The sequence below is a fragment of the Alteromonas sp. Cnat3-28 genome (assembly GCF_022348265.1).
In the GTDB taxonomy this organism is placed as follows: Bacteria; Pseudomonadota; Gammaproteobacteria; order Enterobacterales; family Alteromonadaceae; genus Alteromonas; species Alteromonas macleodii.
Map to the genome: position 1 here is coordinate 58,189 of NZ_JAKREY010000007.1, position 25,248 is coordinate 83,436.

At 46.0% G+C, this 25,248-nt stretch carries 21 protein-coding genes; 9 read left to right on the plus strand and 12 right to left on the minus strand.

Annotated features, from left to right (window positions below):
- Nucleotides 1-89 precede the first annotated feature (89 nt).
- The 5 genes from MHM87_RS09095 to MHM87_RS09115 all read left to right on the plus strand — a co-directional run bounded on the left by MHM87_RS09095 (nt 90) and on the right by MHM87_RS09115 (nt 7,713).
- Nucleotides 90-1,487 (plus strand): flavodoxin domain-containing protein, encoded by a 1,398-nt coding sequence (locus tag MHM87_RS09095; protein WP_239258724.1) that lies wholly within the window; start codon nt 90-92, stop codon nt 1,485-1,487.
- A gap of 370 nt (nt 1,488-1,857) precedes the next feature.
- Nucleotides 1,858-3,549 (plus strand): carbon starvation protein A, encoded by a 1,692-nt coding sequence (locus MHM87_RS09100; RefSeq protein WP_239258726.1) that lies wholly within the window; start codon nt 1,858-1,860, stop codon nt 3,547-3,549.
- 537 nt (nt 3,550-4,086) lie between these two features.
- The gene (locus MHM87_RS09105; protein ID WP_239258728.1) at nt 4,087-5,256 is read left to right on the plus strand and encodes an SO_0444 family Cu/Zn efflux transporter; all 1,170 of its coding nucleotides are present in this window, start codon (nt 4,087-4,089) and stop codon (nt 5,254-5,256) included.
- Between the two features lie 147 nt (nt 5,257-5,403).
- A complete protein-coding gene (locus MHM87_RS09110) occupies nt 5,404-6,483 on the plus strand; it encodes a CNNM domain-containing protein (RefSeq protein WP_014951013.1) in 1,080 nt (359 codons plus the stop codon).
- Between the two features lie 51 nt (nt 6,484-6,534).
- Nucleotides 6,535-7,713, plus strand: a complete 1,179-nt coding sequence (locus MHM87_RS09115; RefSeq protein ID WP_239258730.1) for an energy transducer TonB — start codon at nt 6,535-6,537, stop codon at nt 7,711-7,713.
- 20 nt (nt 7,714-7,733) lie between these two features.
- Here MHM87_RS09115 and MHM87_RS09120 read toward each other — a convergent pair whose 3' ends face one another.
- The 4 genes from MHM87_RS09120 to pdsR form a co-directional block, all read right to left on the minus strand.
- Nucleotides 7,734-8,867 carry an outer membrane beta-barrel protein gene (locus MHM87_RS09120; protein WP_239258732.1) on the minus strand — a complete coding sequence of 378 codons (1,134 nt, stop codon included), beginning with the start codon at nt 8,865-8,867 and terminating at the stop codon, nt 7,734-7,736.
- 95 nt (nt 8,868-8,962) lie between these two features.
- Nucleotides 8,963-9,730: a methylamine utilization protein gene (locus MHM87_RS09125; protein ID WP_239258734.1), complete on the minus strand. Its 768-nt coding sequence runs from the start codon at nt 9,728-9,730 to the stop codon at nt 8,963-8,965.
- A 227-nt stretch (nt 9,731-9,957) separates the two neighbouring features.
- Entirely contained in the window at nt 9,958-12,126 is a 2,169-nt protein-coding gene (pdsS, locus tag MHM87_RS09130) for a proteobacterial dedicated sortase system histidine kinase (RefSeq protein WP_075177858.1), read from the minus strand.
- A 61-nt stretch (nt 12,127-12,187) separates the two neighbouring features.
- A complete protein-coding gene (gene pdsR / locus MHM87_RS09135) occupies nt 12,188-12,877 on the minus strand; it encodes a proteobacterial dedicated sortase system response regulator (RefSeq protein ID WP_014951008.1) in 690 nt (229 codons plus the stop codon).
- Nucleotides 12,878-13,607: 730 nt separating this feature from the next.
- Between pdsR and MHM87_RS09140 the strand changes: the two genes are divergently transcribed.
- From MHM87_RS09140 to MHM87_RS09150, 3 genes are read left to right on the plus strand one after another with little or no spacing between them, the layout of a single operon-like run.
- Nucleotides 13,608-14,540, plus strand: coding sequence for an ABC transporter ATP-binding protein (locus MHM87_RS09140; RefSeq protein WP_039226809.1), 933 nt, complete (start codon nt 13,608-13,610; stop codon nt 14,538-14,540).
- 26 nt (nt 14,541-14,566) lie between these two features.
- Nucleotides 14,567-15,382: an ABC transporter permease gene (locus MHM87_RS09145; RefSeq protein WP_239258737.1), complete on the plus strand. Its 816-nt coding sequence runs from the start codon at nt 14,567-14,569 to the stop codon at nt 15,380-15,382.
- Nucleotides 15,382-16,050: a methyltransferase domain-containing protein gene (locus MHM87_RS09150; RefSeq protein WP_239258739.1), complete on the plus strand. Its 669-nt coding sequence runs from the start codon at nt 15,382-15,384 to the stop codon at nt 16,048-16,050. Before MHM87_RS09145 ends, MHM87_RS09150 begins: the two co-directional genes overlap by 1 nt.
- Nucleotides 16,051-16,145: 95 nt before the next feature.
- Here the strand turns inward: MHM87_RS09150 and MHM87_RS09155 are convergent, their stop codons facing one another.
- Nucleotides 16,146-16,877, minus strand: a complete 732-nt coding sequence (locus tag MHM87_RS09155) for an EAL domain-containing protein (protein ID WP_014951004.1) — start codon at nt 16,875-16,877, stop codon at nt 16,146-16,148.
- Between the two features lie 563 nt (nt 16,878-17,440).
- On the opposite strand from MHM87_RS09155, the gene panP reads away from it, so the two are divergent.
- Nucleotides 17,441-19,075 carry a pyridoxal-dependent aspartate 1-decarboxylase PanP gene (gene panP / locus MHM87_RS09160; RefSeq protein WP_014977595.1) on the plus strand — a complete coding sequence of 545 codons (1,635 nt, stop codon included), beginning with the start codon at nt 17,441-17,443 and terminating at the stop codon, nt 19,073-19,075.
- Between the two features lie 115 nt (nt 19,076-19,190).
- Here panP and panC read toward each other — a convergent pair whose 3' ends face one another.
- From panC to sfsA, 7 genes are all read right to left on the minus strand, one after another.
- Nucleotides 19,191-20,042 carry a pantoate--beta-alanine ligase gene (panC, locus tag MHM87_RS09165; RefSeq protein ID WP_239258741.1) on the minus strand — a complete coding sequence of 284 codons (852 nt, stop codon included), beginning with the start codon at nt 20,040-20,042 and terminating at the stop codon, nt 19,191-19,193.
- An 11-nt stretch (nt 20,043-20,053) separates the two neighbouring features.
- Complete coding sequence (gene panB / locus MHM87_RS09170; protein WP_239258743.1) at nt 20,054-20,848, minus strand: 3-methyl-2-oxobutanoate hydroxymethyltransferase; 795 nt, start codon at nt 20,846-20,848, stop codon at nt 20,054-20,056.
- Between the two features lie 57 nt (nt 20,849-20,905).
- On the minus strand, nt 20,906-21,403 hold the full coding sequence (gene folK / locus MHM87_RS09175; protein ID WP_239258745.1) for a 2-amino-4-hydroxy-6-hydroxymethyldihydropteridine diphosphokinase: 498 nt from the start codon (nt 21,401-21,403) through the stop codon (nt 20,906-20,908).
- The gene (pcnB, locus tag MHM87_RS09180) at nt 21,396-22,715 is read right to left on the minus strand and encodes a polynucleotide adenylyltransferase PcnB (RefSeq protein ID WP_239258747.1); all 1,320 of its coding nucleotides are present in this window, start codon (nt 22,713-22,715) and stop codon (nt 21,396-21,398) included. Before pcnB ends, folK begins: the two co-directional genes overlap by 8 nt.
- Before the next feature lie 98 nt (nt 22,716-22,813).
- The gene (gene gluQRS, locus MHM87_RS09185) at nt 22,814-23,737 is read right to left on the minus strand and encodes a tRNA glutamyl-Q(34) synthetase GluQRS (protein ID WP_239258749.1); all 924 of its coding nucleotides are present in this window, start codon (nt 23,735-23,737) and stop codon (nt 22,814-22,816) included.
- Between the two features lie 73 nt (nt 23,738-23,810).
- Nucleotides 23,811-24,260, minus strand: a complete 450-nt coding sequence (gene dksA, locus MHM87_RS09190; RefSeq protein WP_014950997.1) for an RNA polymerase-binding protein DksA — start codon at nt 24,258-24,260, stop codon at nt 23,811-23,813.
- 241 nt (nt 24,261-24,501) lie between these two features.
- On the minus strand, nt 24,502-25,218 hold the full coding sequence (sfsA, locus tag MHM87_RS09195) for a DNA/RNA nuclease SfsA (RefSeq protein WP_239258751.1): 717 nt from the start codon (nt 25,216-25,218) through the stop codon (nt 24,502-24,504).
- Nucleotides 25,219-25,248: the final 30 nt, after the last annotated feature.

Below are 25,248 nucleotides of genomic sequence, written 5' to 3' on the forward strand. Positions count from 1 at the left end.
AGGGGCTGTAAACGTTCTTTGAATACTCACAGAGCAACAGCCTCTTAAGTTTCTAGCTATTTCAATACAACGGCATAAAAGTTAAGCACATGACAGAAACACACCGTCTACTCATAGCAATAGTAAGCATTGGCATGTATATGCTGTGGGTAGCGGTGTTATTTTTTAAACATCGAAAGCAATACAACTATGCGGTATCAGGCGAGGAGACCCTTGTCGTATACGCAAGCCAAACCGGTACGGCTGAAAAAATTGCCCGCGCAAAGGCTGCGGCGCTATCACAGCAAGAGCAAACGTCGGTAGTGTCCATGGCATCTTTGAAACTCAACACGTTAAGTAGTGTGTCGAAAGTCATTTTTGTTGTGAGTACCTACGGTGAAGGCGAACCCCCTGATGCGGGTAGAACCTTTAGCAAAGCGCTAAAAAAAGCGTCGTCGAATCAATCTGATTACCTGTCCCACCTGTCTTTTGAAGTGGTGGGATTAGGCGATAAGCAATACGCCGCGTTTTGCCAATTCGCAGTCACGTTGTTTGAGAATATCAGTGCACTAGGAGCACGTGCGCTTTCTCCGCTAACGACATTAGATTCAGGGAAAGGTGAGCATTTGTCTTTGCTTGGTTCGTTGCCACAGGATGAACAGCACCCCACCCATGCTTTCACACTGAAAAATCGGGTTCAATTAAATGAAATAAGTCTAGCTTCTGGCGAGGCTTCAAAGGAACCCTCTGACCACTCTGAGGGCAAACCTTCAAACCCAGCGTCGCCAGGCCTGTTCGGCTTGTCTTTGAACGTTGACCATTCTAATCATACACAAGAGTTACATGAACAATGGGAAGCGGGAGACGTGTTGGAAGTCCTTATTCCTCAGCAAGGGCAGTCACCGATTGTAAGCCGAAGCTACACCATTGCGTCGGTACCACAAGAACACGACGTAAAACTTGTAGTTCGACAGCTGGTTAAAGGCAACGGCCAACTTGGTCTAGGTTCTGGATTACTTACCCGTTCTTTACCTGTATCTCAGTTAGTACAGGCCTACATTCGGAAAAATACCAGCGCTATTATTACTAATACTCAGTGCCCATTGTTATTAATTGCTGCGGGTAGCGGCATTGCGGGGGTACGAGCTCAGCTTGCAAAACGCGCATTGCTTGAGAACGCTGGGCCAGTTTGGATATTTTTTGGCGAACGTCATCCCATGCAAGATGATGTGCTTGATAAAACGCTATCGCCTTTCCAGGATAGTGACTGTATTTTCAAAAAGTCAGTGATTTTCTCCCGACAAAAAGGTGGTGGCTATGTTCAACAGCGTCTTGTTGAGCAGCGAGATGAGGTCAAATCCTTCTTAGGCGATACCGGACAAGTATACGTTTGTGGGCATTTTGAGGGAATGGGCCAAGGCGTTGACATGGCTTTGCAGTCCATACTTGAAGCGCAAGCCTACAATGCGCTAGCTGACGAAGGACGTTATCACCGCGACCTTTACTAATGTGGAGAACAGCAGGTAATTAATGTCTGTTTTGCGCTTTCCTGTTTCACCGCTGAATCATCGCTAATAAACCTCAAAAGCCTTACAGCTAAATCCCAAACTTTAAGTTAGACTTTAGTCTAATGTGTCAGGCCCTTGCCTTGTCGCATGTTTAAATATGCGCAACAGTACGTTGGGCATACCTTAAATAGGTGTTTTCTTATTCAGGTATGACCTTTCGTCACCGATAATTGGTGTAATGTTTGAACTGAAAATAAGAAAATCAACAGGCTAGGGGCTGCTGACCTTTGTTGTACGTTTAAACCAAAATTCGTACATCAAAGAACAATAGGCCCTAGGGCCTGTCGATAAAACAAATTAGGACGACAGTATGCAGTCTATTGCCATTGTTATACTGGGCATCATCGGAATGTTGCTCGGTTGGTTCGTATATTCGAAGTTTATTGCGAGCCGTATATTTAAGTTGGATGATAGTTTTGTAACACCAGCACATACAATGAAAGATGGGGTGGACTATGTTCCCACCAATAAAGTTGTATTGTGGGGGCACCATTTCACTTCCGTGGCGGGGGCAGCACCCATCGTAGGTCCAGCTATTGCTGTCTACTGGGGATGGGTTCCTGCGGTACTTTGGGTTGTGTTCGGTACGATATTATTTGCCGGTGTGCACGATATGGGCGCCTTATGGGCCAGCGCACGCCACAAAGGCAAATCAATGGGCGCGCTGTCTGAGACCGTCATCGGAAAACGCTCTCGTTCACTATTTATGATAGTGATCTTCCTAGTACTCTTAATGGTTAACGCGGTATTTGGCGTGGTTATCGCGAACTCTTTTGTCTCCCAACCCAATGCGGTATTCCCAGCTTGGATGGCAATCGCAGTTGCATTAGTCATAGGTCAATTGCTTAAACGTAATTTCAGCCTCATACCCTTATGTATTGTGGGGATTATTGTGCTTTACGCATCGGTGTATGCGGGCAGTTATATCCCACTAAGTCTGCCGGAAACCATGTTTGGTTTAGCAGATAAAGCAAACTGGATCATTATCTTATTTATTTACGCCGCTATTGCATCGCTGTTACCAGTTTGGATGCTGTTACAGCCTCGTGATTTCATTAACGGTATGCAGTTACTTGTTGGCTTGTTCCTGCTTTATGGTGCTGTGTTCTTTGCTATGCCGGATATCACGGCGCCAGCGTTTAACGCTCAAACCGCTGTCGATTCTCCAAGTCTAATCCCGCTGTTGTTCGTTACTATTGCGTGTGGCGCTGTTTCTGGTTTCCACGGTATTGTGTCTTCAGGTACCAGCTCTAAGCAGCTAGACAAAGAGAGCGATGCACGCTTTGTTGGTTATCTAGGCGCGGTCGGTGAAGGTTCACTGGCACTTATTACCATTGTCGCTGTAAGCGGCGTTGCGTTTGCAGCTTCTCCAGAAGAATGGCACGAAGTATACAGCCACTTGGGTGCGGGTAGCGTGGGTGCATTTATCACTGGTGGTGCGAACCTAATTCAGCAGGGTTGGGGGTTACCGGTAGATTTCTCGTCAACTATCCTTGCGGTAATGGTTGTTCTATTTGCTGGCACCACCATGGATTCGGGCGTGCGTCTGCAGCGCTACATAATCCAAGAATGGGGCGATATCTATTCAATTGGTGCACTTAAGAACGGCGTGGTTGCAACGCTCGTAGCTGTTGGATGTTGTTTATTGCTGGCCTTCGGTGCAGGTGGTGCGTCAGGCAGTGGCGGTATGATTATTTGGCCGTTATTCGGTTCTACTAACCAGATACTAGCCAGTTTAACCCTGTTAGTAATCTCGGTTATGCTGATTAAATTAGGTCGACCAGCGAAATATACGCTGATTCCAATGGTGTTTGTACTGATTATGGCCTTCTTTGCTGGGCTTATTAAACTTAAAGAATACTACGTTGAAGGTAACTATCTATTGGTATTCTTAGACGCAGTAGTACTTATTGTGTCTGTGCTTGTTATGCTTGAAGCTTTTTCTGTGGTGTCAAAACTCAAAAAGGAATCGAAGCTTAAAAAAGAGCAAGCCAACGGATAAGTCACTAGGGTCTGTTGACCTTTGGTGTACGAATTTTGGTCTAAATGGAAGCCTTTTAATCGCGAAACAGTCCTGCAAGCCTAGCGGGCTAAGTTAAAGGACTGTGACAAAGAGTAAAAGGCTTCCATAACGACCCCTTCGGGCAGCGCCTTTGTGCCATCTATACTGCGTTGAATGTTCTCGATTTAGAACCACTAAACCGTCAAACATTCGCCTTGTCTAGATGGCACACAGACCGCTGCAAAAATGTACAACAAAGGTCAACAGACCCTAGCGACAAAAACTTTCATGGTTGACCTCGTGGTTTAAAATTACACTTTCGAGACAGTCAACATTCGGCCAGTGCATTTGTGCTGGCCATTTTTCTTTCTTTTAAAAGCAAAACGCACTCGCATAAATCAGGTTAATCAGTTTTGCTGATTTTCTGTCATGCAGCATATCTGTTATTATACTTACCGTTCTAAAACACCGTTATTTTTGTTGTCAAAAGCCGCGTTCTTCAACGTTACCTTTCAACAAAATAACCTGTGAGGCTTTGTGTCAGATATCATTTTACTTGGACAAAATTTCCTAGCACTTTTCGTTGAATCCGCGCCTTGGTTACTTCTCGGTTTGCTGGTGGCGGGTATCATGCACGAATTGGTACCCGTTTCGTTTTTGGAAAAGCACATGGGCAGCTCATCGTTTGGCTCAATTACAAAGGCCGCGGTTATTGGTGCGCCTTTACCTCTGTGCTCTTGCGGCGTTATCCCAGCGGCACTTGGGCTTAGGCGTAGCGGTGCATCTAAATCTTCCACTATCTCGTTTTTAGTGTCTACGCCCGAGACGGGCGTAGACAGTGTTTCTGTGTCCTATGCATTGCTTGGACCGTTGTATGCCATTGTTAGACCCATCGCGGCCATTACAAGCGCTATTTATGCTGGATTGATGGTGCGTTTTTTCGCAGAAGCAGAAGAGGCTCAACAACGACAATCTGAGGCGACGCAGTCATCGTGCTGTGGTTCAAAGCAAGCACCTAAATCAGAGCCGCAAATACAGGCCAGCACGTCCTGTTGTGCAAGCGAAAAAACACATGCTCATAACCACGAAAGCACAGACAAGCCCAAACAAGAGTCTTCGCCTTCGAAAATCACAAGCGTGCTTTCATATGCCAGTGGCAAGTTACTTGAAGACATTGTGATATGGTTATTAATTGGATTAGCACTTGCCGCGGCAATTAAAACGTGGGTACCCACCGACTTTTTAACGCAATGGGGTGATGGCGTGGTCGCCATGCTAGTGATGGCGCTAATCGGCATTCCTATGTACATATGTGCTACAGCATCAACGCCACTCGCGGTTGGGTTTCTTGCGGGGGGTTTATCGCCGGGTGTTTTTTTAGTTTTTTTAAGGGGGGGGCCCGCCACTAACGTATCAACGATGGGAATGATCAAACAAGAAATGGGCACGCGAACGTTAGTGCTTTACCTTTTCAGTGTTATCTCTGCGAGTATTGGTTTTGGTTACGCACTGAACTACCTAGTAGCTTCGTTTTCTTTAGCCTCTATGATCAAAACGCAAAGCCATGTTCATGAGCACGGTGCAGACGTTCAGGTGATTTATGGGCTATGCGCGATTTTATTGGCGGGGTTAATGTTAAGGCTGGGTCTGAAAAAGCTGCAGCAACACCGTCATAACCAAGAGCAACATTCGGCGTGCTGCGGCTAACAGTAGCCCAGCGGATGCCTTTCATAATAAAGCGCTCAAATGATATTCATAGAGCGCTTGTATATCCCGCTCTATTATCCATAATAGTCGTTCAACTTATTAAAATTAAAACGCGTTTAAACCTACAAGGACGCTTGGAATAACTACATGCTTTTACTTATTGTGTACGTCTTCATTGCACTGGGCTTTTCTTTTTTGTGCTCCATTGCAGAGGCTGTGATTCTGAGTGTTTCGTCCGCTTATATCTCTGTGTTAGAGAAAGAGGGCAAAGCCAGTGGTGCGCTACTACGTAAGCAAACCGATAATATAAATACGCCTTTATCAGCAATATTAACGCTAAACACTATTGCTCATACTATGGGGGCTGCCGGGGCAGGTGCGCAAGCGGCAGCAGTATTTGGTGACGCCTATCTAGGCGTTATTTCAGCAGTCCTTACACTCCTTATTCTTATTTTTTCTGAGATTATCCCTAAAACACTTGGCGCAACCTATTGGCGAACACTAGCGCCAGTAACCGCATATTTTCTTAAATACCTTTCAATTGTACTTATGCCGTTCGTTAAAATGTCTGAGCTAATGACGAAAGGCTTTAAAGAAGACAGTCCACTTCGCGGGCTAAGCCGTAGTGAGCTTCACGCCATGGCAGAGTTGTCGGGGCAAGAAGGTCAGCTAGCGAATCACGAAGCGGCGTTTCTGCAAAGCTTGTTAAGTTTGCACGAGCTGAAAGTGAAAGATGCGATTACCCACCGCACGGCGCTATTTAAAGTGTCGGAGTCGATGACGGTAGAAGGCTTTTTCCACAAGCACGCCAATATAGAATTTTCTCGTATCCCTGTGTTTGAAGACAGCGACTCAGAAAACATTACCGGCTTTGTGATGCGTTCTGATTTATTGGTGGCACAAGCCAGAGGTAACACTGATAAGCCGCTTTCTGAATACGCAAAAGATATGGTTACCGTGTTAAACACTATGCCGCTGTCAGTCACTTTCGAGCACTTCATCAATAAGCACGTGCATATGTTACTGGTGGTTGACGAGTACGGCGGTTTAGAAGGAGTGCTTACGCTAGAAGACCTGCTCGAACGCTTGCTAGGTGTCGATATCGTAGATGAAAAAGACACCACGGTGAGCATGCGTAGGCTTGCCAAGATGATGATGAAACGCAAAGAACAAATGATGATCAAAAACGTACCCGATGCGTCGCTTGAGAGTTCGTCTAAAAAATAGAATTAGCGCTAATTCACTCGTAATGTTTAGCCATTATTAAGGATGATAAATATGAAACAGGATTTATGGAAAAAAGCACTAAGAAAAGAATATTCAGCCCAGGAAAGTATTGTTAAGCAAACCCAATCGTCGCTCGTTTTAGCGGCTTTGCTCGCTACAGGTTTCACGGCAAGTGCAGCTGCACAGGAACTGAGTATCCCATGTGATGATCTGGAAGAAAAAGCGCTCGCAGAATCGAAAGCTGATGAAGTAGAGCGCATAAGCGCATTTACACCAGCGACGCCTTTGAAACGTGTCGATCCTAAATACCCATCTCAAGCCATTAGAAAAGGCCGAGAAGGTTGGGTTAGGCTAAGCTACGTTATCGACGAAGAAGGCAGAGTGAAAGACCCTGTTGTAGAAGACTTCTTTGGAAGCCCTTCGTTCAAACGCAGTGCACTGTCAGCGGTTAAAAAATGGCAGTATAACCCTGCGATCAAAGATGGCGAACCTACCCAGCAGTGTCATCAAGCAGTCCAAATGGATTTCGCTATAAGCGGAAAAAGCGGTGCCACACGCAAATTTATTAAAGCTTATAAAGACGCAGACGAGCGCTTTAATGCGGGTGATGTTGACGCGGCTGATGAAGCACTTAAAGAGCTTCTAGGTTGGGATACGCTAAACCGCTATGAAAATACGTGGTTGCTAAACTTGGAGTCTCATATAGCGAGCAAACAAGGCGACGTAGAGAGGGAAGCGCAAAGCCTAACGCGATTACTTGCCAGCAATGGTAGTAAGCGCTTCAATAACATGGTGTTTGATGAAGATTATGTGGCATACACCCTTCAGAGAAAAGTCATACTCGATGCTCAGCGCGGGTATTATGCAGAAGCATTAAAATCCTACACCACACTTCAAGACATGGAAGCGCAAGAAACGCGTATTGGCGAGATCGCGCCGCTAATTAGTCAGATTGAAGAATCTATTGCATCTGAGCAAAACTTAACCGTGCCCGTAACGATAGGAAGTGATGGGAATTGGTTCCACACTCTTGTGCGAAGTAAGTTTGCTTTTGGCAACATCCAAGGCGAACTTGATACCGTTGAAGTCCGTTGTGATACTCATCGAGAAAAATTCACGGTTGCCGAAGCGCATGTCTGGCAAATTCCAAACTCTTGGGGACAGTGTCAGGTGATGGTGAAAGGAGACAGCGAAACAAAATTTGATTTAATTGAAGTGGCCAAAGGGTAGGACGAACACCAGTCGCGTCGCTACAGAGTTACAGTGAACGCCAGCTGAAATAGTTGCTCTCTATAGTCCTCGTCGGATTGGAAAAAACGCAAATTCTCCTGATGCCCTGAATTTAATTGCCACTCTGTGCTAACGGATAAATAAGCGGTAATGTCGTACCTTAAGCTAACGGTAAAGGCGTTACCTCTGCTTCCATTCGGGTCATACATAACATCATCGTTATCCACCACCTGATACCAGTCCCCACGCATGGCTAAAGTTAAATCTTCCCAGCCTAATTGCTTTAGGTTGTATGCCGCACCGATATACGCACTGGAAAAATCGTTGTCTACGATATGCTCCCCCATCAAAGTGTCACCTAGTAGCACTTGAGAAAACACCGTTAACTCAGGTCGTGGTAAATATCGCAGTGTTAATGAATGAAAGCGCGTATGCCAGGCATAAATGCGGTCTGGGTCAACAATGTTCGGGTCTGCATTATTGTCGTAATAGTAATAACGCAACTCGGCCTTTCTAGCATAGGCTAAGTGAGCTCCTACGTAGTACCCAAACCGATTGTCAATTTCCCTGAAGGGTTCAGTCCATGCCGGTGCGTTTAACTTATCTTCATCGACGACGCCGGGAATGGGGAGGAAGTTTACGCGATCATTATAAACGGACTGTCTGTCGTGAAGGGCAAACCCTCGCCAAGAAAGCAGAGTGCCGGTGGAATCATTACCTTTGAACACGCTGCCTAATACTTTCCATGACCAGTGGCTTCTTATTTGCCTGCCATTTTGTCGTAGACTTACTTCGATACCGCCCGTTCTTAGTTCTTCACCCACCCAACTATTAATTGCTGAGTTACTCAGAAAATGAGGCGATAACCAACCCGCGTCGGTATTTTCCGCTGAGAGTGCGGGAAAAAATGCCCCTATTTTTACTTCAGGCTTTATGCTGGATGCGACTAACGGGCGATATTTTAGGTAAAGTTCGGAGAATCCAACCTTTTGTTCCCCATCGCTATAACCATTGATGACGCCAACTGCCGACCAACTATCCGCTAACATAAAGTCAGCTATCACTGCAGCATGAGAGAGCTGTATGCCGTTACTTTCATAACGCTGATGGCCGGTCCCCATTTGCTGAAAGCTTCGCGAATCATCTTTTGCCACAAAGCTTGTTCTTACTAGGGCCTTGGTTTCTCCGTGAACCTGAAGTGTTAAACTCGTGCAAAGCAAACAGACGGTTAAGGCAAAGACATTACGCATTAATAATCGCCAAATCCTTCGTCGAAGTCATCGTCACTGAAAACTGCATCAAGCACGAATTTGTATTCTTGTGAGTTGGTGATATGCAATGTTGCGCTGTTAAATAGTTTCACATCAGGTTGCTGCGGGTGCCAGGTCATAACACTGTACTCGCCTACCGGAAGTGAAACATTCATTACGCCTTCTTCATTGGTTTTTGCGAAAAATGGGCTGTCGGTTACCACAATATAGCCCAGCATCCAGTCGTGAATATTGCAGCCAATATCTACAATACCAGCTTGCTCAAAGCGAAGCGGTTCAGCGGTAAACTCTTTATAGAGTTTTAGCTCAAACTGTTTTGTAGGAGAAAAGGAATACACGTGATGAAAAAGATTATCTGCGTTTGGAAACGAAATATCTGTGCCTGATTGAACAACAAGCACGTGAGGCGCAAATTGTTTATCGATTTGATTCATTATGGCGGGCTCTTCTTCACGCTGTGGTGTTGATGCAAGCGTAAAGTTAGGCGTTAGGGTTAACACCATATCTTTCACAGGCTCCCCATTGGCGTCGCTAACGTATATCGAAATGGTTGGCGTTGCTGATAAGGATGTATCAGCGGCATGTGCCCATGAAAGGGTAGCGCCGGCTAGTAAGAGAGCGCTCGATGTGAATGTACCTGTGATAAAACTAGTTATGTTGAACGTGCTCGCCCTTCGATGAGAAGTAAAGAAAATAGAAAGCGCAAATGACATGGATTTAATCAATAACGTGTTGTTTTTTTGCATTGTAATTCATTCTTTATAATGGCTTTAGCCTTTGACAGAAAGGCAAAGCGCTATGCGTCCTTTGTTGACACGAAAGCATATGACTACGTATAGCCTATTCAATACCAATCCGTATAGATAATAACCTATGCGGACTGGTATGAGGTATGTGCTCGGCTTTCGCTATCTATGTAGCAAAGTTTATTAGACTTTAACTATAGACCGAGTTGGACGTTTTTTTCATTCATTTACATCAAAGGAAAGCGTGCGCTGACGACTACACCTGTACTATCCTTCCGATTGAATAAAGATAACTGACCTTTGTGGAAGGTCATTATGATGTTGGCAATGTAAAGCCCTAGCCCCAAGTGCGGTGAAGAGGCATTTTGCACATCGTTTTCTTTTCTCACCGACACCATAGACTGAAGCAACTGAGACCTCATTCCTTCTGGAAGGAGCGGTCCGGTATTACTAATGGTTAGCTCAGCTTGCTTGTCCTTAACCGTAATACTGACTTGGATTTCACTTTCTTTTTCACTGAAATCTACGGCGTTAGCGATAACTTTATCGAACATTTGAGCCGTAAGTTCAGGGGAGCCAAGTATGCGCGCAGTATCAGCATTGTGGGTAAAACTAAAGCGTCGATGGCTATAGGCATGTTCGTAACCAGCAATACACCCAGATATCACCTTAACTAAGTCGAATGGTTCTAAATCTTCTTGTTGAATGGCCTGCTCTAATCGGGTGGCTTCACTCATACTGTTTAATATTGTACTTAGGCGGTTCACCCCTGATTGCGCCCTTTCAACAAAAACGGCTTGTTGGTCGGCGTCATTAACCTGAGTCAGCATATCCAGCGATGATTTTACCACGGCAATGGGCGTTCTAAGTTCGTGAGACAAGCGGGATGCCATGTTTTCTAAATAGGAGTTGTACTGCTGTAACCGCGAAAGCACATCCGCAAATGAACGGGATAAATCACCAATTTCATCACGCTGATTTGATACCGGCAGGGTTCCAATGATTTTGCCATTATCATCTATCACCGCTTCGGTGTTATCGCGAAGGGAGCGAATGCGGTTTGAAATTCGCGTAGCGAACAGCAGTAACCCTAATGTACCTATGGTCATCACTGCTAAAATCACGTGAAAGAGCTGTTCTAATGCCCGGTTACGCAAAGTACGAATGCCATTGGTGGTTTGCTCTACAATAACCGCCCCCATTACGTTGCCTTCAATAAAAATTGGGTAGGCAGCGGAGAGTACTATGGCTTTGTTATCGGGTGACAAACGCCATAGTGAATCGGGTTGGCCATTCAGCGCCGTGCCTAAATCCTGCCCTACCAATGCATAAGCATCGTCTAGCTCGTCAATAAAGTCGGCAGGTGGCCGCGTAAGAATCTGATAATAAAGTGGAAGTAACCACTCACTTTCAACCCAGTGCCAAATTGCATTTGAAGAGGTTTCTTTTTCATCTACTTCAATACCAGTGGCCGATTGAATGTCACCAGCGCGGGCGAGTACCCGCTTGTGTTTATCTACGACCCACACCCGTGAATCGGCATATTTTAAACCTGCCAGAATGCGCTCAATTTCAGGGGAAGGAGTGATAACAGTACCTAATTCAGCGAGCTCTTTTGTATTAGCCGTACCTAACGCGTACTGCTTCAATCGACTTGCCCTGTCGTCCACATCGACAATTGAAAATGCTAAGCCGCCTGTGGTCATTGATAGCGGAAAGCGCAGTTCAATGTTGTAGCCCGTGGCAGTCTCTTGCCATCGGCCTTGAATAGAGAGCGCGTTCTCTACCGCCCGAGTTGTCGTTGTGTTATCTGCGAGCTTGTACGCATTTACCCAGCCACTTTCATAAGGGGCGACAACATACCTTGCTAATTCTCCCTGTGGAGTTTCCATGCCCACAAGTAAGTGGTCGCCAGTCTCCACGCTTAAACTATTGGGTTGTCGCCACAGCAGCACGTCATCACTGACTTCAAACATGGCATACAGAAATTGACCGTAGCGCCCCACCATATGCTTAAACGACAAGCTGGTAGGTTCTCCCGCGTAGCCATTGTAGTACTCAATAACTTCGCCACTGCCATACTCACTCATTAACTCGCTGACTTGCTGCCAGTCGTTAAGTTCGCCATCAAGTCGAATGGGGGACGGGATAGGTGGCGCGTAAAGATCTGTTCCGGGGCGCACGTCTTGAAGATACGCTGATTGGCTATCAAATAAAGCGGGACGCTCGTGAAGGGCAGTGGCAACAGCTCGTGCCGTGCCAATCATGGTTTGTTCTTGACCGTTTCGCAGATACTGCTCAAGCTCCCATACATAGTTATAACCTAAGTAGGGTATGGTGAATAAGAACAGCGACAGCACCATAAGCTGAAGGCGTATTGAAAAGCGAAATCCCATGTTTTTAGTCGGTTGCCCTTATCTTTTAATCAGACGAAACGCAGTTTTAGTCGAAAGCCCGCTACAGCTGCCAGCGATATCCCATGCCGTATACGGTGTCGATATGATCGAAGTTTGGGTCAAGCTGCACAAACTTTTTACGCATACGTTTGATATGCGAAGTAATAGTGGTGTCATCTACCACCATTCTGGACTCATCCATGAGCTGTTGGCGGCTTTTCACATGGCCAGGGCGCTTAATAAGCGCATGCAGCATCCAAAACTCTGTTACCGTTAACAAAACGGGCTGGTTCTGCCAGCTTACCGTCATTCTCGACACGTCTACTTTTAAGTCGCCCACTTTTAGCTCATCTTTTTGTTCTGTGGGGGCAGCAAGTAAGTCTGTACGCCTGAACAAGGCTGCAATGCGTGCTAGCAGATGAGCCATGCTAATATCTTTAGTCAGGTAGTCGTCCGCGCCCATTCTAAGGCCGCTGATAGTATCTACGTCGTTATCTCGTGCAGTAAAAAAGATGATAGGTAGGGTTTGTGATAGGCCTCGCAGTTGCTGACACAGCATAAAGCCCCCCTCAATTTCATCTTTCAAACCAATATCGATAATGGCTAAGTCGGGTAAGGTGTGGTTAAACGCTTCAGCAGCAGAAGGCCTGTCCTCATAGGCATTCACGCTATAGCCCTGCGCTTTAAGCGCCATAATGTAATTTTCGCGAATGGCCGCGTCATCTTCCACTAATGCAATTGTCTTTGGCATACATTAACCCGCAAATATAATTCTGATAGAGCGCACACTATACCTATGAATGACAGCTGTTGCCTAAGTTCGGCATAAAATCCTCAAGCCTGCCTCATTTACGCCATATTTGTGAGTGGCCATCGTGAAATTTTAGCTGGTATAACATTGAGAAACGCGACTTTGAATAAGGCTCTGCGCGTTCCTCTACATGCTGATTGTACAGGCATTTTAAATCACCACCACATTTCCACAATTGCGCGCTTTTTTTGCCATTAATAACGGGTTTAATAGTATTTGTCCGTCGAGTTTAGCGCACTGCTTTTTTTAAGTGCCAGGCAAGCGAGGCGGATTGCACTGTAGAAGCCTCTTCAAAGACTGGGAGAGGGGAAACAGTGCCGTGGAAGCGGTAAGGCTGAACTTCTACGTAAAAGTCTCAATTATCTATTCAGACTGGTATTAAGCTACCCTTTGCGCTGCGTACTACCCCAACGGTACGCGGCGCTTTTTTATTGGGGTTGAAAAAAGGCGTTTTCGCTCTCATTTAGAAGACGAAAGCTTAAACTGTTTAAAGCAACCACTAAACGCGAGTGTATTCATTTAATGGCATGAACTAGGTTACACTTCGTTGGTTGTAAGTTGTTAGCGACAGATAACTGCATCTCACTAAAGTTAATTAGGGCGTGCTGACCTTTGGTTTGCATCAAAGGTCAATACGTCTTAGTGATCACACTCTCACTACGGGCAAATCATGAAAGCGTTGGACATTAAAGGGTTAACCAAAACCTACAAAGGTGGCGTACAGGCACTAAAAGGCGTCGACCTTACAGTACAAGAAGGAGACTTCTTTGCATTACTTGGCCCAAATGGGGCGGGTAAATCTACCACTATTGGTATTATCAGTTCACTTGTAAACCAAACCAATGGCAGTGTGTCGGTGTTTGGTTATGACCTCACAACGCAAAAAGAGCAAGCCAAAGCCTGCATTGGTCTGGTGCCACAAGAGTTCAATTTCAACCAATTTGAAACTGTACTGCAAATTGTATTGAATCAGGCAGGTTACTACGGCGTACCGCGCAGTATTGCGAAAGAGCGTGCTAAAAAATACCTTGCTCAGCTCGACCTGTGGGAAAAACGCGATGCCCGCGCGCGTGAGCTATCGGGTGGTATGAAGCGAAGACTGATGATTGCTCGAGCACTCATGCATGAGCCGAAATTGCTTATTTTAGATGAGCCAACCGCGGGCGTAGATATTGAAATTCGCCGCTCTATGTGGGGTTTCTTAGAAGAGATTAACCGTCAGGGGATCACGATTATCCTCACTACCCACTATCTTGAAGAAGCAGAAATGCTGTGTCGCAATATCGCCATTATTAACAAGGGCACCATTGTCGAGAACACCAGCATGAAAGCTTTATTGTCTAAACTAAGCCTAGAAACCTTTGTGTTGGATATCAAAATACCAGAGGGCATGACGACGACAGATGACCTACTAACGGGCTTTGAACACCGTTTGATTGACGACCATACCCTTGAAGTTGATGTTGAGAAAACGGAAGGATTGAACCCGGTTTTCACCCAGCTAAGTGAAAAGGGCATTCAAGTAATGAGCATGCGCAATAAATCAAATCGCCTTGAAGAGCTATTTGTGCGTTTAGTTGAATCAGCGAAGCAAGCTGGCTAAACCCACAGCAGGTAAAGGTGAAAAACATGAAAACTGAAAGTACACAAATGAACACAGAAGAAAACGTGGGTTGGTTTAAGCAAAACTATGTGGCGCTAACCACTATTTGGATAAAAGAATGTACGCGCTTTTTGCGCATTTGGGTACAAACCCTTGTGCCGCCAGCTATTACAATGAGTTTGTACTTCGTGATATTCGGTAGCCTCATCGGTAACCGTATCGGCGAAATGGGCGGCTTTACTTACATGGAGTTTATTGTGCCCGGCCTTATTATGATGTCGGTGATCACAAACTCCTACGCCAACGTGTCCTCTTCATTTTTTAGTGCTAAATTTCAGCGCAATATTGAAGAGCTGTTGGTGTCACCAGTACCCACTTCGGTCATCATTCTTGGGTATGTGGGCGGCGGCGTGGCCCGCGCCATACTGATAGGTATTATCGTAACCTTAGTGTCGCTGTTTTTCGTTGATGTTCAAATACACAATTTGGGCATTATTGCGCTCACGTTGTTACTCACTTCTACCTTGTTTGCGACTGCGGGTTTAATTAATGCGGTATTTGCGAAGACCTTTGATGATATTAGCGTGGTTCCAACGTTTGTATTAACACCGTTAACTTACTTAGGTGGTGTGTTTTATTCACTTACCCTATTGCCTGAATTCTGGCAGTGGGTGAGTAAGGCGAACCCTGTTGTGTATATGGTCAACGGGTTTCGTTATGGGTTCTTAGGGTTCTCTGACGTAAATGTAACCTTGTCGCTTGCCTTGTTAGTGGGCTTTAATGCACTGCTATTTGGTGTGGCGTACTACCTACTTAAAACGGGTAAAGGTATTCGTAGCTAATGGCCAGCGGTAATTCTAGAGAAATCACAACATCGCAGGTAGGTATTCACGATAAGTTAGACAACTTAGTGAAAAAGTACCAAGCGAGTGAAAATAAGCGACCGATTAGCGACCATACACAAGCCGCTTTTGACGAAGTCAGTGCGTGGCTTGATGGCTTTAGCGGCGAGATCATTTTAGATTCATGCTGCGGCGTTGGCGAAAGTACGGCGAATATTGCAAGAGCAAACCCCGATGCGCGTGTTATCGGTATCGATAAGTCGGCGCTGCGGGTGGATAAACACGAGCATTACAGTGCACAGCAAGATAACTATCGGGTCATTCGTGCCGATGTGAACGACTTTTGGCGCTTAGTAAAGCAGTCTAATTGGAACGTGACTCAGCACTTTTTGTTGTATCCGAACCCCTATCCTAAAAAGACGCAGATTCAAAAGCGCTGGCATGGAAGTGCGGCTATGGTCGATTTAATGGCAATAACCCCTAATATTGAGGTGCGCAGCAATTGGCTTATTTATTTAATGGAATTTGCGCAAGCGGCTAAACATTACGGCATGGTATCTGATTTATCTGAAGTCACTGGCGATGATCACATGACGCCGTTTGAGCGAAAGTACCGAGGGAGCGGTCAATCGTGCTGGCAGCTTAACTGCCGTAGCGAAGAAGGCTGAGTCTGCTATAGCAGCAAGAAATACTGAAAGCTGTAAAAGTGGGGTGAGATGAAAAGCTCGCCCCGTTTGTTATTCAAATTTGTATAATTCGCTTGTTAATGGCGCGCAGTGGCACTTCGCACATTCGCCATGGGCGGACTAAACACATACCCCTGTGCATAACGAATGGGCAGGCGTTTTACGCGTTCTAGATGCGCCTCATCTTCTACGTGCTCGGCAATAGTGCTTACTCCATGGCGTTCACATAGCGACAGCAGATAGTCTACATATTCCCTCACTGCCTCTTGTTCGTCATAGTGTTTAATTAGCCCGCCAGCGAGCTTAATCCCCCGAACCGGCAAGTTCATAAGCGCTCGTATGTTACCTGGGCATGATCCAACGTTGTCGATGAAAACGCCCAGCCCCACATGCATGCTTTTTTCGATAAATGCGGTAAGGCTTTTCGGATTGGATAGGGCAGTAGAAGCACTCACTTCTATACTTACACGCTCCGGCGTGGGATAGCTTGCTAAATGGGTGATGAGGGTATTAGTAAGCTCTACATTGTGAAGGTCATTGGCAGTTATATTGATGTTCCAAGGGATATTAACGTCGTGAAAATAGCTGGCACATTGCACAAACATGCTCGCTGCAAGTGTATTTACGTGTTGTTCGCGCTCTATAAGGTAGAGAAATTCGCTAGGTAAAAAAGTCTTATCACCTCGGGTTATCAAGCGTGCCAGGCACTCGTAGCGCCATACTCCTTGGCTTTGTAAGTCAACGATGGGTTGAAAATAAGGCACGATATCATCGATAGAGAAATCCTCGGAAATTTCACGAATGGGCATAAACAGACCCCCTTGCTTTGAAGCAGTACTTTATCGCAGCGATGAATGCTTGAATGTCAGTTCAATGGCTACTTAGGCTCGCAATTAGAAGATGGAAAACCAATACGAGAGACCCGTGTTGGTACTATTCATAAATTAAATATAGTAGAGACTGATAAAATTTGCGGTACAAAATTCGGGGGAATTCGTTTAAATACGTGTGCAGAGTTAACCGCTTCATAAGTTTTTTGCATGTAATAAAACGTTAATAGTCGCTTAAATGCCGTGCGCTAACCCTTGGCGAGCATTGCAATCTGATGTAAAGTGCGACACCCTGAAAGTATTGTGATAAGTTTTCAGGTTTGGCAACGAATGGACCGCGTCAACGCGCATTAGCCCAGCCGATGTACCGTTAAGGGATATGTTGGATAAATAGCTGCACCAGTCGCAAAGTAATTGTGTCGAATGCTATTTGGCTAAAAGGAAAAGTAAGTGTCAGGCCGGTGTCCTACAAAACCGCCTGTTGATTTCGCCCAATAAATGTAAGCGAAATGTGTGATTGTTTTAAGTATGAGGTGTGTTGAGTGGGTGAAGCGCAAGTTAGTTTAGAGCACCTGTTTAGGGTCTTTACCAAGCCTGAACACAAAGACTCAAAGCTGGCTCAAATAGAGCAGCATTTATCTGACAATATCTTAGATTTTTTGTCGCAGCACGTAGTGACAAAAAAGACGTCGTTAGAAGAAATTGAAAAAGACTTTTCAGACTCCAAGGTGCCTGAGTCACCCGAGTTTGTGTCTACTCATGCTGAAAGCTTGTTAGATAAGCTTGTTGCGCATTCAGTTAATACTTACTCGCCTACCTTTATTGGTCACATGACCTCAGCGTTGCCCTATTTTCACCTGCCGCTTTCTAAGTTAATGGTCGGGCTTAACCAGAACTTGGTTAAAATAGAAACGTCTAAAGCTTTCACGCCGCTAGAACGTCAAGTACTGGGAATGATGCACAACCTTGTGTACGATCAGCCTCAAAGCTTTTACGACAACCATCTTCACAGTGCGGCCCATTCTTTGGGGGCATTTTGCTCTGGCGGAACCATTGCCAACATCACTGCCTTATGGGTGGCTCGCAACAAACTACTAGGCCCACAAAAAGGGTTTTCTGGCGTGGCAAAAGCAGGTCTTGCCGCTGCCTATCGTCACTACGACATTAACAATTTAGGCGTGATGTGCAGTAAACGTGGGCATTACTCGCTGTCAAAGGCAGTGGATGTATTGGGGTTAGGCCGCGAACAATTATTAACTGTGCCCGCGCCAAAGCAAACCCTAGATCCAGCAAAAGCCCTTCGCATTGGTAAACGTTATCAAGAGGAAGGCAATAAGCTTCTTGCTATCGTTGGGGTAGGCGGCACCACCGAAACAGGGCACGTAGACCCGCTAGACGAGCTTGCTGACGTAGCCAAAGAGTTAGGCTGCTGGTTCCATGTAGACGCAGCCTGGGGCGGCGCTACGCTGTTCTCGGCGCGCTATCGCGACAGACTAAAAGGTATTGAACGCGCAGACTCAGTGACTATTGATGCACATAAGCAAATGTACGTGCCAATGGGCGCAGGAATGGCGCTTTTCAAAGACCCACAAAATGCCAATGCGGTAAGACATCACGCGCAATATATTTTGCGTGCAGGCTCTAAAGACTTAGGTGCTACCACGCTTGAAGGCTCCCGCAACGGTATGGCCATGATGGTGTACTCGGCGCTGCATATATTCGGTCGCAAAGGGTACGAGCTACTTATTGATCGCAGCATTGATAAAGCCAAAGACTTTGCGCAGATGATTGATAAGGCCCAAGACTTCGAGTTGACGACAACTCCTATTCTCTCTTTGTTGACCTATCGCGTTTGTCCCGCTGAAGTGCAGGAAAAGCTGAAGCATGTGAATGCTAAAACCCGCAACGCTATTAATGAGAAGGTTGATGCCCTTGTTGTTGCGGTACAAAAGCAGCAGCGTGAAGCAGGTAAGTCTTTTGTGTCTCGTACTCGCCTGGAAGCGCCTGATTACCCTTCCCAGTGTATTACCGTGTTTCGCGTAGTGTTAGCGAATCCGCTTACTAGCCATAACGACTTGGCCGCAATTTTGGCTGAGCAACACTTAATTGCGAAAGAGACACAGGCTTGGAAAGAGCTAATGGATTTCGTTCGCGAAACAGAAACCGTTGCATCTTAACCGCCGACTTTAACAGCTACATATAAAAAACGCCCGATACAGGCTCTGTTTAGGAGTCATGCATCGGGCGTTTTCTTTTGTAGTTCGAGTTTATCCGCGAGGATTGGTATTACGCTTAATCTCGCGTAATTTGCATATTATCAATTAAGCGCGTCTTTCCCATAAACATAGCAACAAGCAGAACTAATTCTTTGTCGCTATTGCTAGCTGGTTCAAAGGTAGCGGCGTTAACTACCTGACAGTAGTCTTTCTTAAAGCCTTTTGCTTCAAGGTTACTGACCATGGCATTTTCAAGCTGAACAAAGTCGGTGTTACCACTTTCTATGCCCGCTTTTAAGCGCTGCATTTCTGCAAAAATAGCACTCGCCGTCGCTTTTTCAGTGTCTGTCAGGTAGCCATTTCTAGAGCTCATTGCTAGGCCTGACGTTTCGCGCTCAGTAGGCACACCGTGAACCTTCACTGCCATTGATAAATCGCGAGCTAACGCGCGAATAACTTGTAGCTGCTGGAAGTCTTTTTCACCAAAAAACGCATCGTCGGGCTGTACCATGTTGAAAAGCTTGGTCACCACGGTAGCGACGCCGCGAAAATGGCCAGGGCGACTGGCGCCACAGTGCGAGTCTGAAATACCGGGCACTTCAACGAACGTCTGCGCATCCAGACCTGCCGGATACATTTCCGCTACGCTAGGTAAAAACACCGCGTCAGCACCCACAGAAATAAGCTTAGCTTTATCTTCTTCGATAGTGCGTGGATAGGCGTCTAAATCTTCGTTCGCACCAAATTGCATGGGATTAACAAAAATGCTAACCACCACTTTGTCGTTGTGCGCTTTCGCTTTTTTAACTAGTTTGAGATGACCATCGTGCAGGTTGCCCATAGTGGGTACAAAACCTACGGTTTCACCATTTCGACGCCACGTATTTACGGTGTCGCGCAATGCTGAAATACTATCAACCACCTTCATAATTTACCTCGTTACTCGAAGCTGTGTTCAGCCGATGGGAACGCACCGCTTTGCACATCTTCAATATATTTTGATACGGCTTTGCGCATATCGCCGGTTTCTACAAGGTAGTTCTTTGAGAACTTCGGCATATAGTTTGCGCTGATGCCAAACATGTCGTGCATCACCAGAATTTGACCGTCGGTATCTTTGCCTGCGCCTATACCGATTACCGGTATGGTTAGGGCTTCGCTAACCGCTTTGCCTAGCGATGAAGGCACGCACTCAAGCACTAATAACTGAATACCGGCTTCTTCCAACGCTTTCGCTTCGTTAAGCAGTTTTTCAGCCTGGCTCGCTTCGCGGCCTTGTACTTTAAAACCACCGAATACGTGCACTGACTGAGGCGTTAAGCCTAAATGGCCACACACAGGGACGCCGCGCAGGTTTAAGCCTTTGATGGTGTCGCACAGCCAGCTTCCACCTTCCATCTTAACCATACTTGCACCTGCAGCCATAAGCTTTGCTGCATTGGCGTAGGTTTGCTCAGGAGTGGCGTAAGACATAAACGGCATATCGGCTAATACGAAGGCGCGTTCAGTGCCGCGACGCACACTTTTCGTGTGGTAGGCAATGTCATCGATGGTTACCGGTAGGGTGTCGTCTTCACCTTGAAGGACCATGCCTAAAGAGTCGCCGATAAGAAGGGCGTCAACGCCTTGTTCGTCGAACATTTTGGCGAAGCTGGCGTCGTAAGCGGTTAAAGAGGTGATCTTTTCCCCGGCCTGCTTTTTCTTAAGCAAGCCCGATACAGTTACTTTCTTCATGACATGTCTCAGATTGATATTGTTGGTATCGTGTGGCGAACTATACGGATTTTGCCGCTAATTGGAAGAGCGCAGGCGACGAAGTCCATCCAGCGAGCAGTTAGCGACCCATGCCGAGATGGGTTTGCCATCGTGCATAACCATTTTGGGCGCAATTTCAAACAGCGGCACCATAACGAACTCGCGTTCTGCCATGCCGTAATGGGGAATGATTAAGTCTGCGGTGTCGATAGTTTCGCTGCCGTACAACAAAATATCCAAATCCAACGTGCGTGGTCCCCAGCGCTCACCTTTGCGCTCACGGCCTTCTTCCAGCTCAATGCGTTGCAGCTGCTTCAATAAGCCGTGCGGCTTTAACGAGGTCTCAATTAAGCACACCGCGTTAATATAGTCAGGTTGGTCTTGCGGCCCCATCGGTTTACTAGAATAAAGTGAAGAGGTTTTAAGTACGCGGGTGTCTTCGATTTGACCTATCGCATCAAACGCGCGCTGGGCTTTTCCCTGGCTATCGCCAAGGTTGCTACCTACACCAATGTACACGTGCTCTTTATGCATCAGGACCTCGCTTCGCTGGTTTACGCTTGCGCTTACGCGGGGCACCTTTTGCGCCGCCTTCGCTTTTGCGAAGGGCGTTAAGCATGCCTTTCTGCTTACCGTTGTCAGCGTGCTGGAAGTGCGTCCACCACTGAGCTAGCTCTAATAGATCGCCACCTTCAATCTGGCCGCGGGCAAGTAAAAAGTCATAGCCAGCTCTAAATTTAGGGAGCGTGAGCAATTGGAAAGCGCGACGGCCAAAGCGCTTAGGTAGGCGTTGCTGTAAAATCCAGATGTCCCGAACCACGGTAGAGAAGCGTTTAGGGATCATAATACGTTGTGTTTGACGTGCGATAACCTCGCCTGACGCAATATTAAATGCATCGTGAGCATTTAAGCCAGACTCACTTTGTAAGCGTTGTGACTCTTCTTCAACCGGATACCAGAGTAGTGCGGCATAAAGGAACGCTGGCGTAACACGCTGGTCGCTATTAATGCGCTCGTCGGTATTGGCAAGTACGCGACGTACAAACTGCATTTCACGGCTGTTTTCATCTTTCAAAAACGGCGTTAGCTGAGGGAACAAAGGCTCGATTAAGCCGTATTCGTGCAGCATTAAGAAAGTTTCTTCTCCCTTACCCGATAAAAACAGTTTAAGGGTTTCTTCAAACAAGCGCGCAGGTGGAATGTTCTGTAAAAGGTTGGCCAGAGATTTTATCGGTGCAGCGGTTTTTGCTTCAATGCGCATGCCAAGCTTAACGGCAAAGCGCACCGCACGTAGCATGCGTACCGGATCTTCACGGTAGCGTGTTTCCGGGTCGCCAATAAGCTCAACTTCTCGTTTTTCTATGGCGGCTAAGCCATTAGCGAAGTCTTTTACCGTAAAGTCTGCCACGCTGTAATACATGGCGTTAAAGGTAAAGTCACGGCGTTCAGCATCTTCTTCAATGGTGCCAAATACGTTATCGCGTACTAATTGACCGTGAGCGTCGCGCTTTGCGACAGCCTTGCCCTTGGGAAGGTTTTCGTCTTCGTCTGACTCTTGGTGATGCCCGCGGAACGTGGCTACTTCAATGATTTCACGGCCAAACACAATATGGGCCAAACGAAAGCGCCTGCCGATAAGGCGGCAATTTCTGAACAAGCCTTTAATTTGTTCAGGTGTGGCGTTCGTCACCACGTCGAAATCTTTTGGTTCGTGACCCATCAAAATGTCGCGTACACAGCCTCCTACCAAATAGGATTCGAAGCCAGCTCCATTAAGGCGATACATTACTTTTAATGCATTTGCGCTTACGTCTTCGCGAGATATACCGTGTTCTCCACGGGTCATAGTCCTTGGCTTTAAAGCGTTAGGAGACGAACTCTCTTTTGAAAAAGCGCGCTTAACAGATTTAAAAACACGATGAATGATGATGGTATCTCCGCAGACTATAAAGGTTCGCTATAATAAGTGGATTCATGCTGTGGAACAATAATTTCGGGTGTGTTCACTACTTTTTTCCTATTCCACATTGAAATAGCCGTCTTAAGCGCCGAATCAATATCACCAAATTCTGACGCATTTGGAAAGGAAAAGCCTAAAAAGTGCATCACACGCACGAGATTATCTAAAGCTGTTTCGTTTTTAACTGGCGCTGCACAGTTTTGTTTACTTAGTTTTCTGCCTGGTGCCACGGCAGCGACCGGCACGTGACCGTATTCAGGAGTAGAATAGCCCAGCGTGTGGTACACGGCGCGCTGTAAAGGCGTGACATCAATTAAATCACACCCTCTAATGACATGGTTAACTTGCTGAAATACGTCATCTAAAATCACGACAAGGTTATACGAAAATAAGCCATCTCGTCGTTTCAGCACTACGTCTTCCGCTATTAAATCAGTACTTGAATTAGAGGGCATAACTTTGCCCATAAGCACATCATCAAAGGCTTCAAGTTGCGTATCTACTTTTAAACGAACTGCACAATCCTGTGTGGTGGAGTGCACTGGCTCAGTTCGACAGTGGCCGTTATAAACACCGCCCATGGCTTTAATTTGCTTACGTGTGCAGGTACAAAAATAGGCTTTTTGTTGTGTGAGTAAGTCATCGAGAACCGCCTGATAACGGGCATGTTGTTGGCTTTGATAGATGACGTCGCCGTCCCAATACAGGCCGTGGGCTTCTAGGGTAGAGAGTATGTCTTTATCTACACCTTCAATACAGCGCGGCTCGTCTATATCTTCCATGCGTAGCAGCCATTTTCCGTTATGGCTTTTGGCATCTAGGTAGCTGGCAACAGCGGTAACTAACGAACCGAAGTGAAGTTGGCCGGATGGAGAGGGAGCAAAGCGCCCTACATAGTGGTTATGCATAATAAAGGCTTAACAAAAAGCCCCATCCTTTCGGGATGAGGCTTTCTATATCAACGTAATCGAGGCTAGTAACTTAACCTTGAAGTTGTTTTTCTTTGATTTCAGCCATGGTCTTACAGTCGATACATAAATCTGCTGTAGGACGAGCTTCTAAGCGACGAATACCAATTTCGATACCACATTGGTCACAGAAGCCGAAATCGTCTTCTTCAATTCGCTTAAGCGTTTTTTCAATTTTCTTTATTAGCTTACGCTCACGGTCACGTGTACGTAACTCAAGGCTGAACTCTTCTTCTTGAGCTGCACGGTCTACAGGATCAGGGAAGTTTGCTGCTTCATCCTTCATGTGCGTTACTGTACGGTCAACTTCTTCACGAAGTTGATTGCGCCATGCTTTAAGCAATAGACGGAAGTGCTCCATTTGGGGCTCGCCCATGTACTCTTCGTCAGCTTTTGGCTCGTACGGCTGTAAACCTGCCAGCGCTAATAGTCCTAGGGATTTTGTTTCTTTTCCTGTTGGCATCTGCCACATCTCCTACACTACGACATCCATCTTGTCCTGATTGGACCGATATCTATATCAGACTCGACAACTTCAGGCAATCAATCGTGTCTATGTAATTATTATGCTGGTGTATTGCTTTCATAAATTAGCCAGGTGTTTTTTCATTTAGCCCGCTGGCTACCAGCAAACGCATTAGTGCGTTCTCCCACTAAAACAAGGCGCAAATATGAAGGCGAAATGAAAAAAATCAACCTATTTTTTATAAAATCAAAGGGAGTGTTTGATTTAATAGGATTTTTTGTTCGTCTATTATACAGCTTGCCGCCAAAACCGTTACGCCAGCGTTTGCGGCAATCTTTACGCTTTCCGCATAAGTTAGATCAATATGCTCGGCCACTTGTACACTTTCGATGGCGGTGTGTTGTACGCAGAATATTAGATTGGTTTTTATACCACTGTCAGATAAACGCGCAAGTTCTAAACAGTGCTTCGCGCCGCGTTGAGTGACTGCGTCGGGGAAGAACCCTTTGTTTTCATCTGCTAAGGTGACGGATTTAACTTCCATATACTCAGTAACACTTTGATGTTCAGAATTTTTTCGGGTTAATGCAAAGTCGAACCGGCTATTGGCGGTAGGAGGTGTTACTTCTGCTTTCCAATCTGTGATGTCTGAAAATTCGCTTAGCACCTTGTTATCTAGCGCTTCCGCCACCAGTTTATTAGCATTGTGCGTATTAATGCCGATGAAGTGACCATCAAATGTTTGGGCTAGCTCCCATGTATACTTGAGTTTTCGATTAGGGTTGGTGGACTCACTTAAAAAGACAGTGTATCCAGGAACAGCACAGCCAGTCATAGCGCCAGTATTTGGGCAATGTGCAGTTACAATAGTGCCGTCGTCTAACTCAACATCGGCAAGAAATCGCTTGTACCTTTTTATAAGGGTGCCGCGTAATAAGGAAGGTGAAAACTTCATGTGTCGCCTTTTTTAGAATGTAGGTGAAAA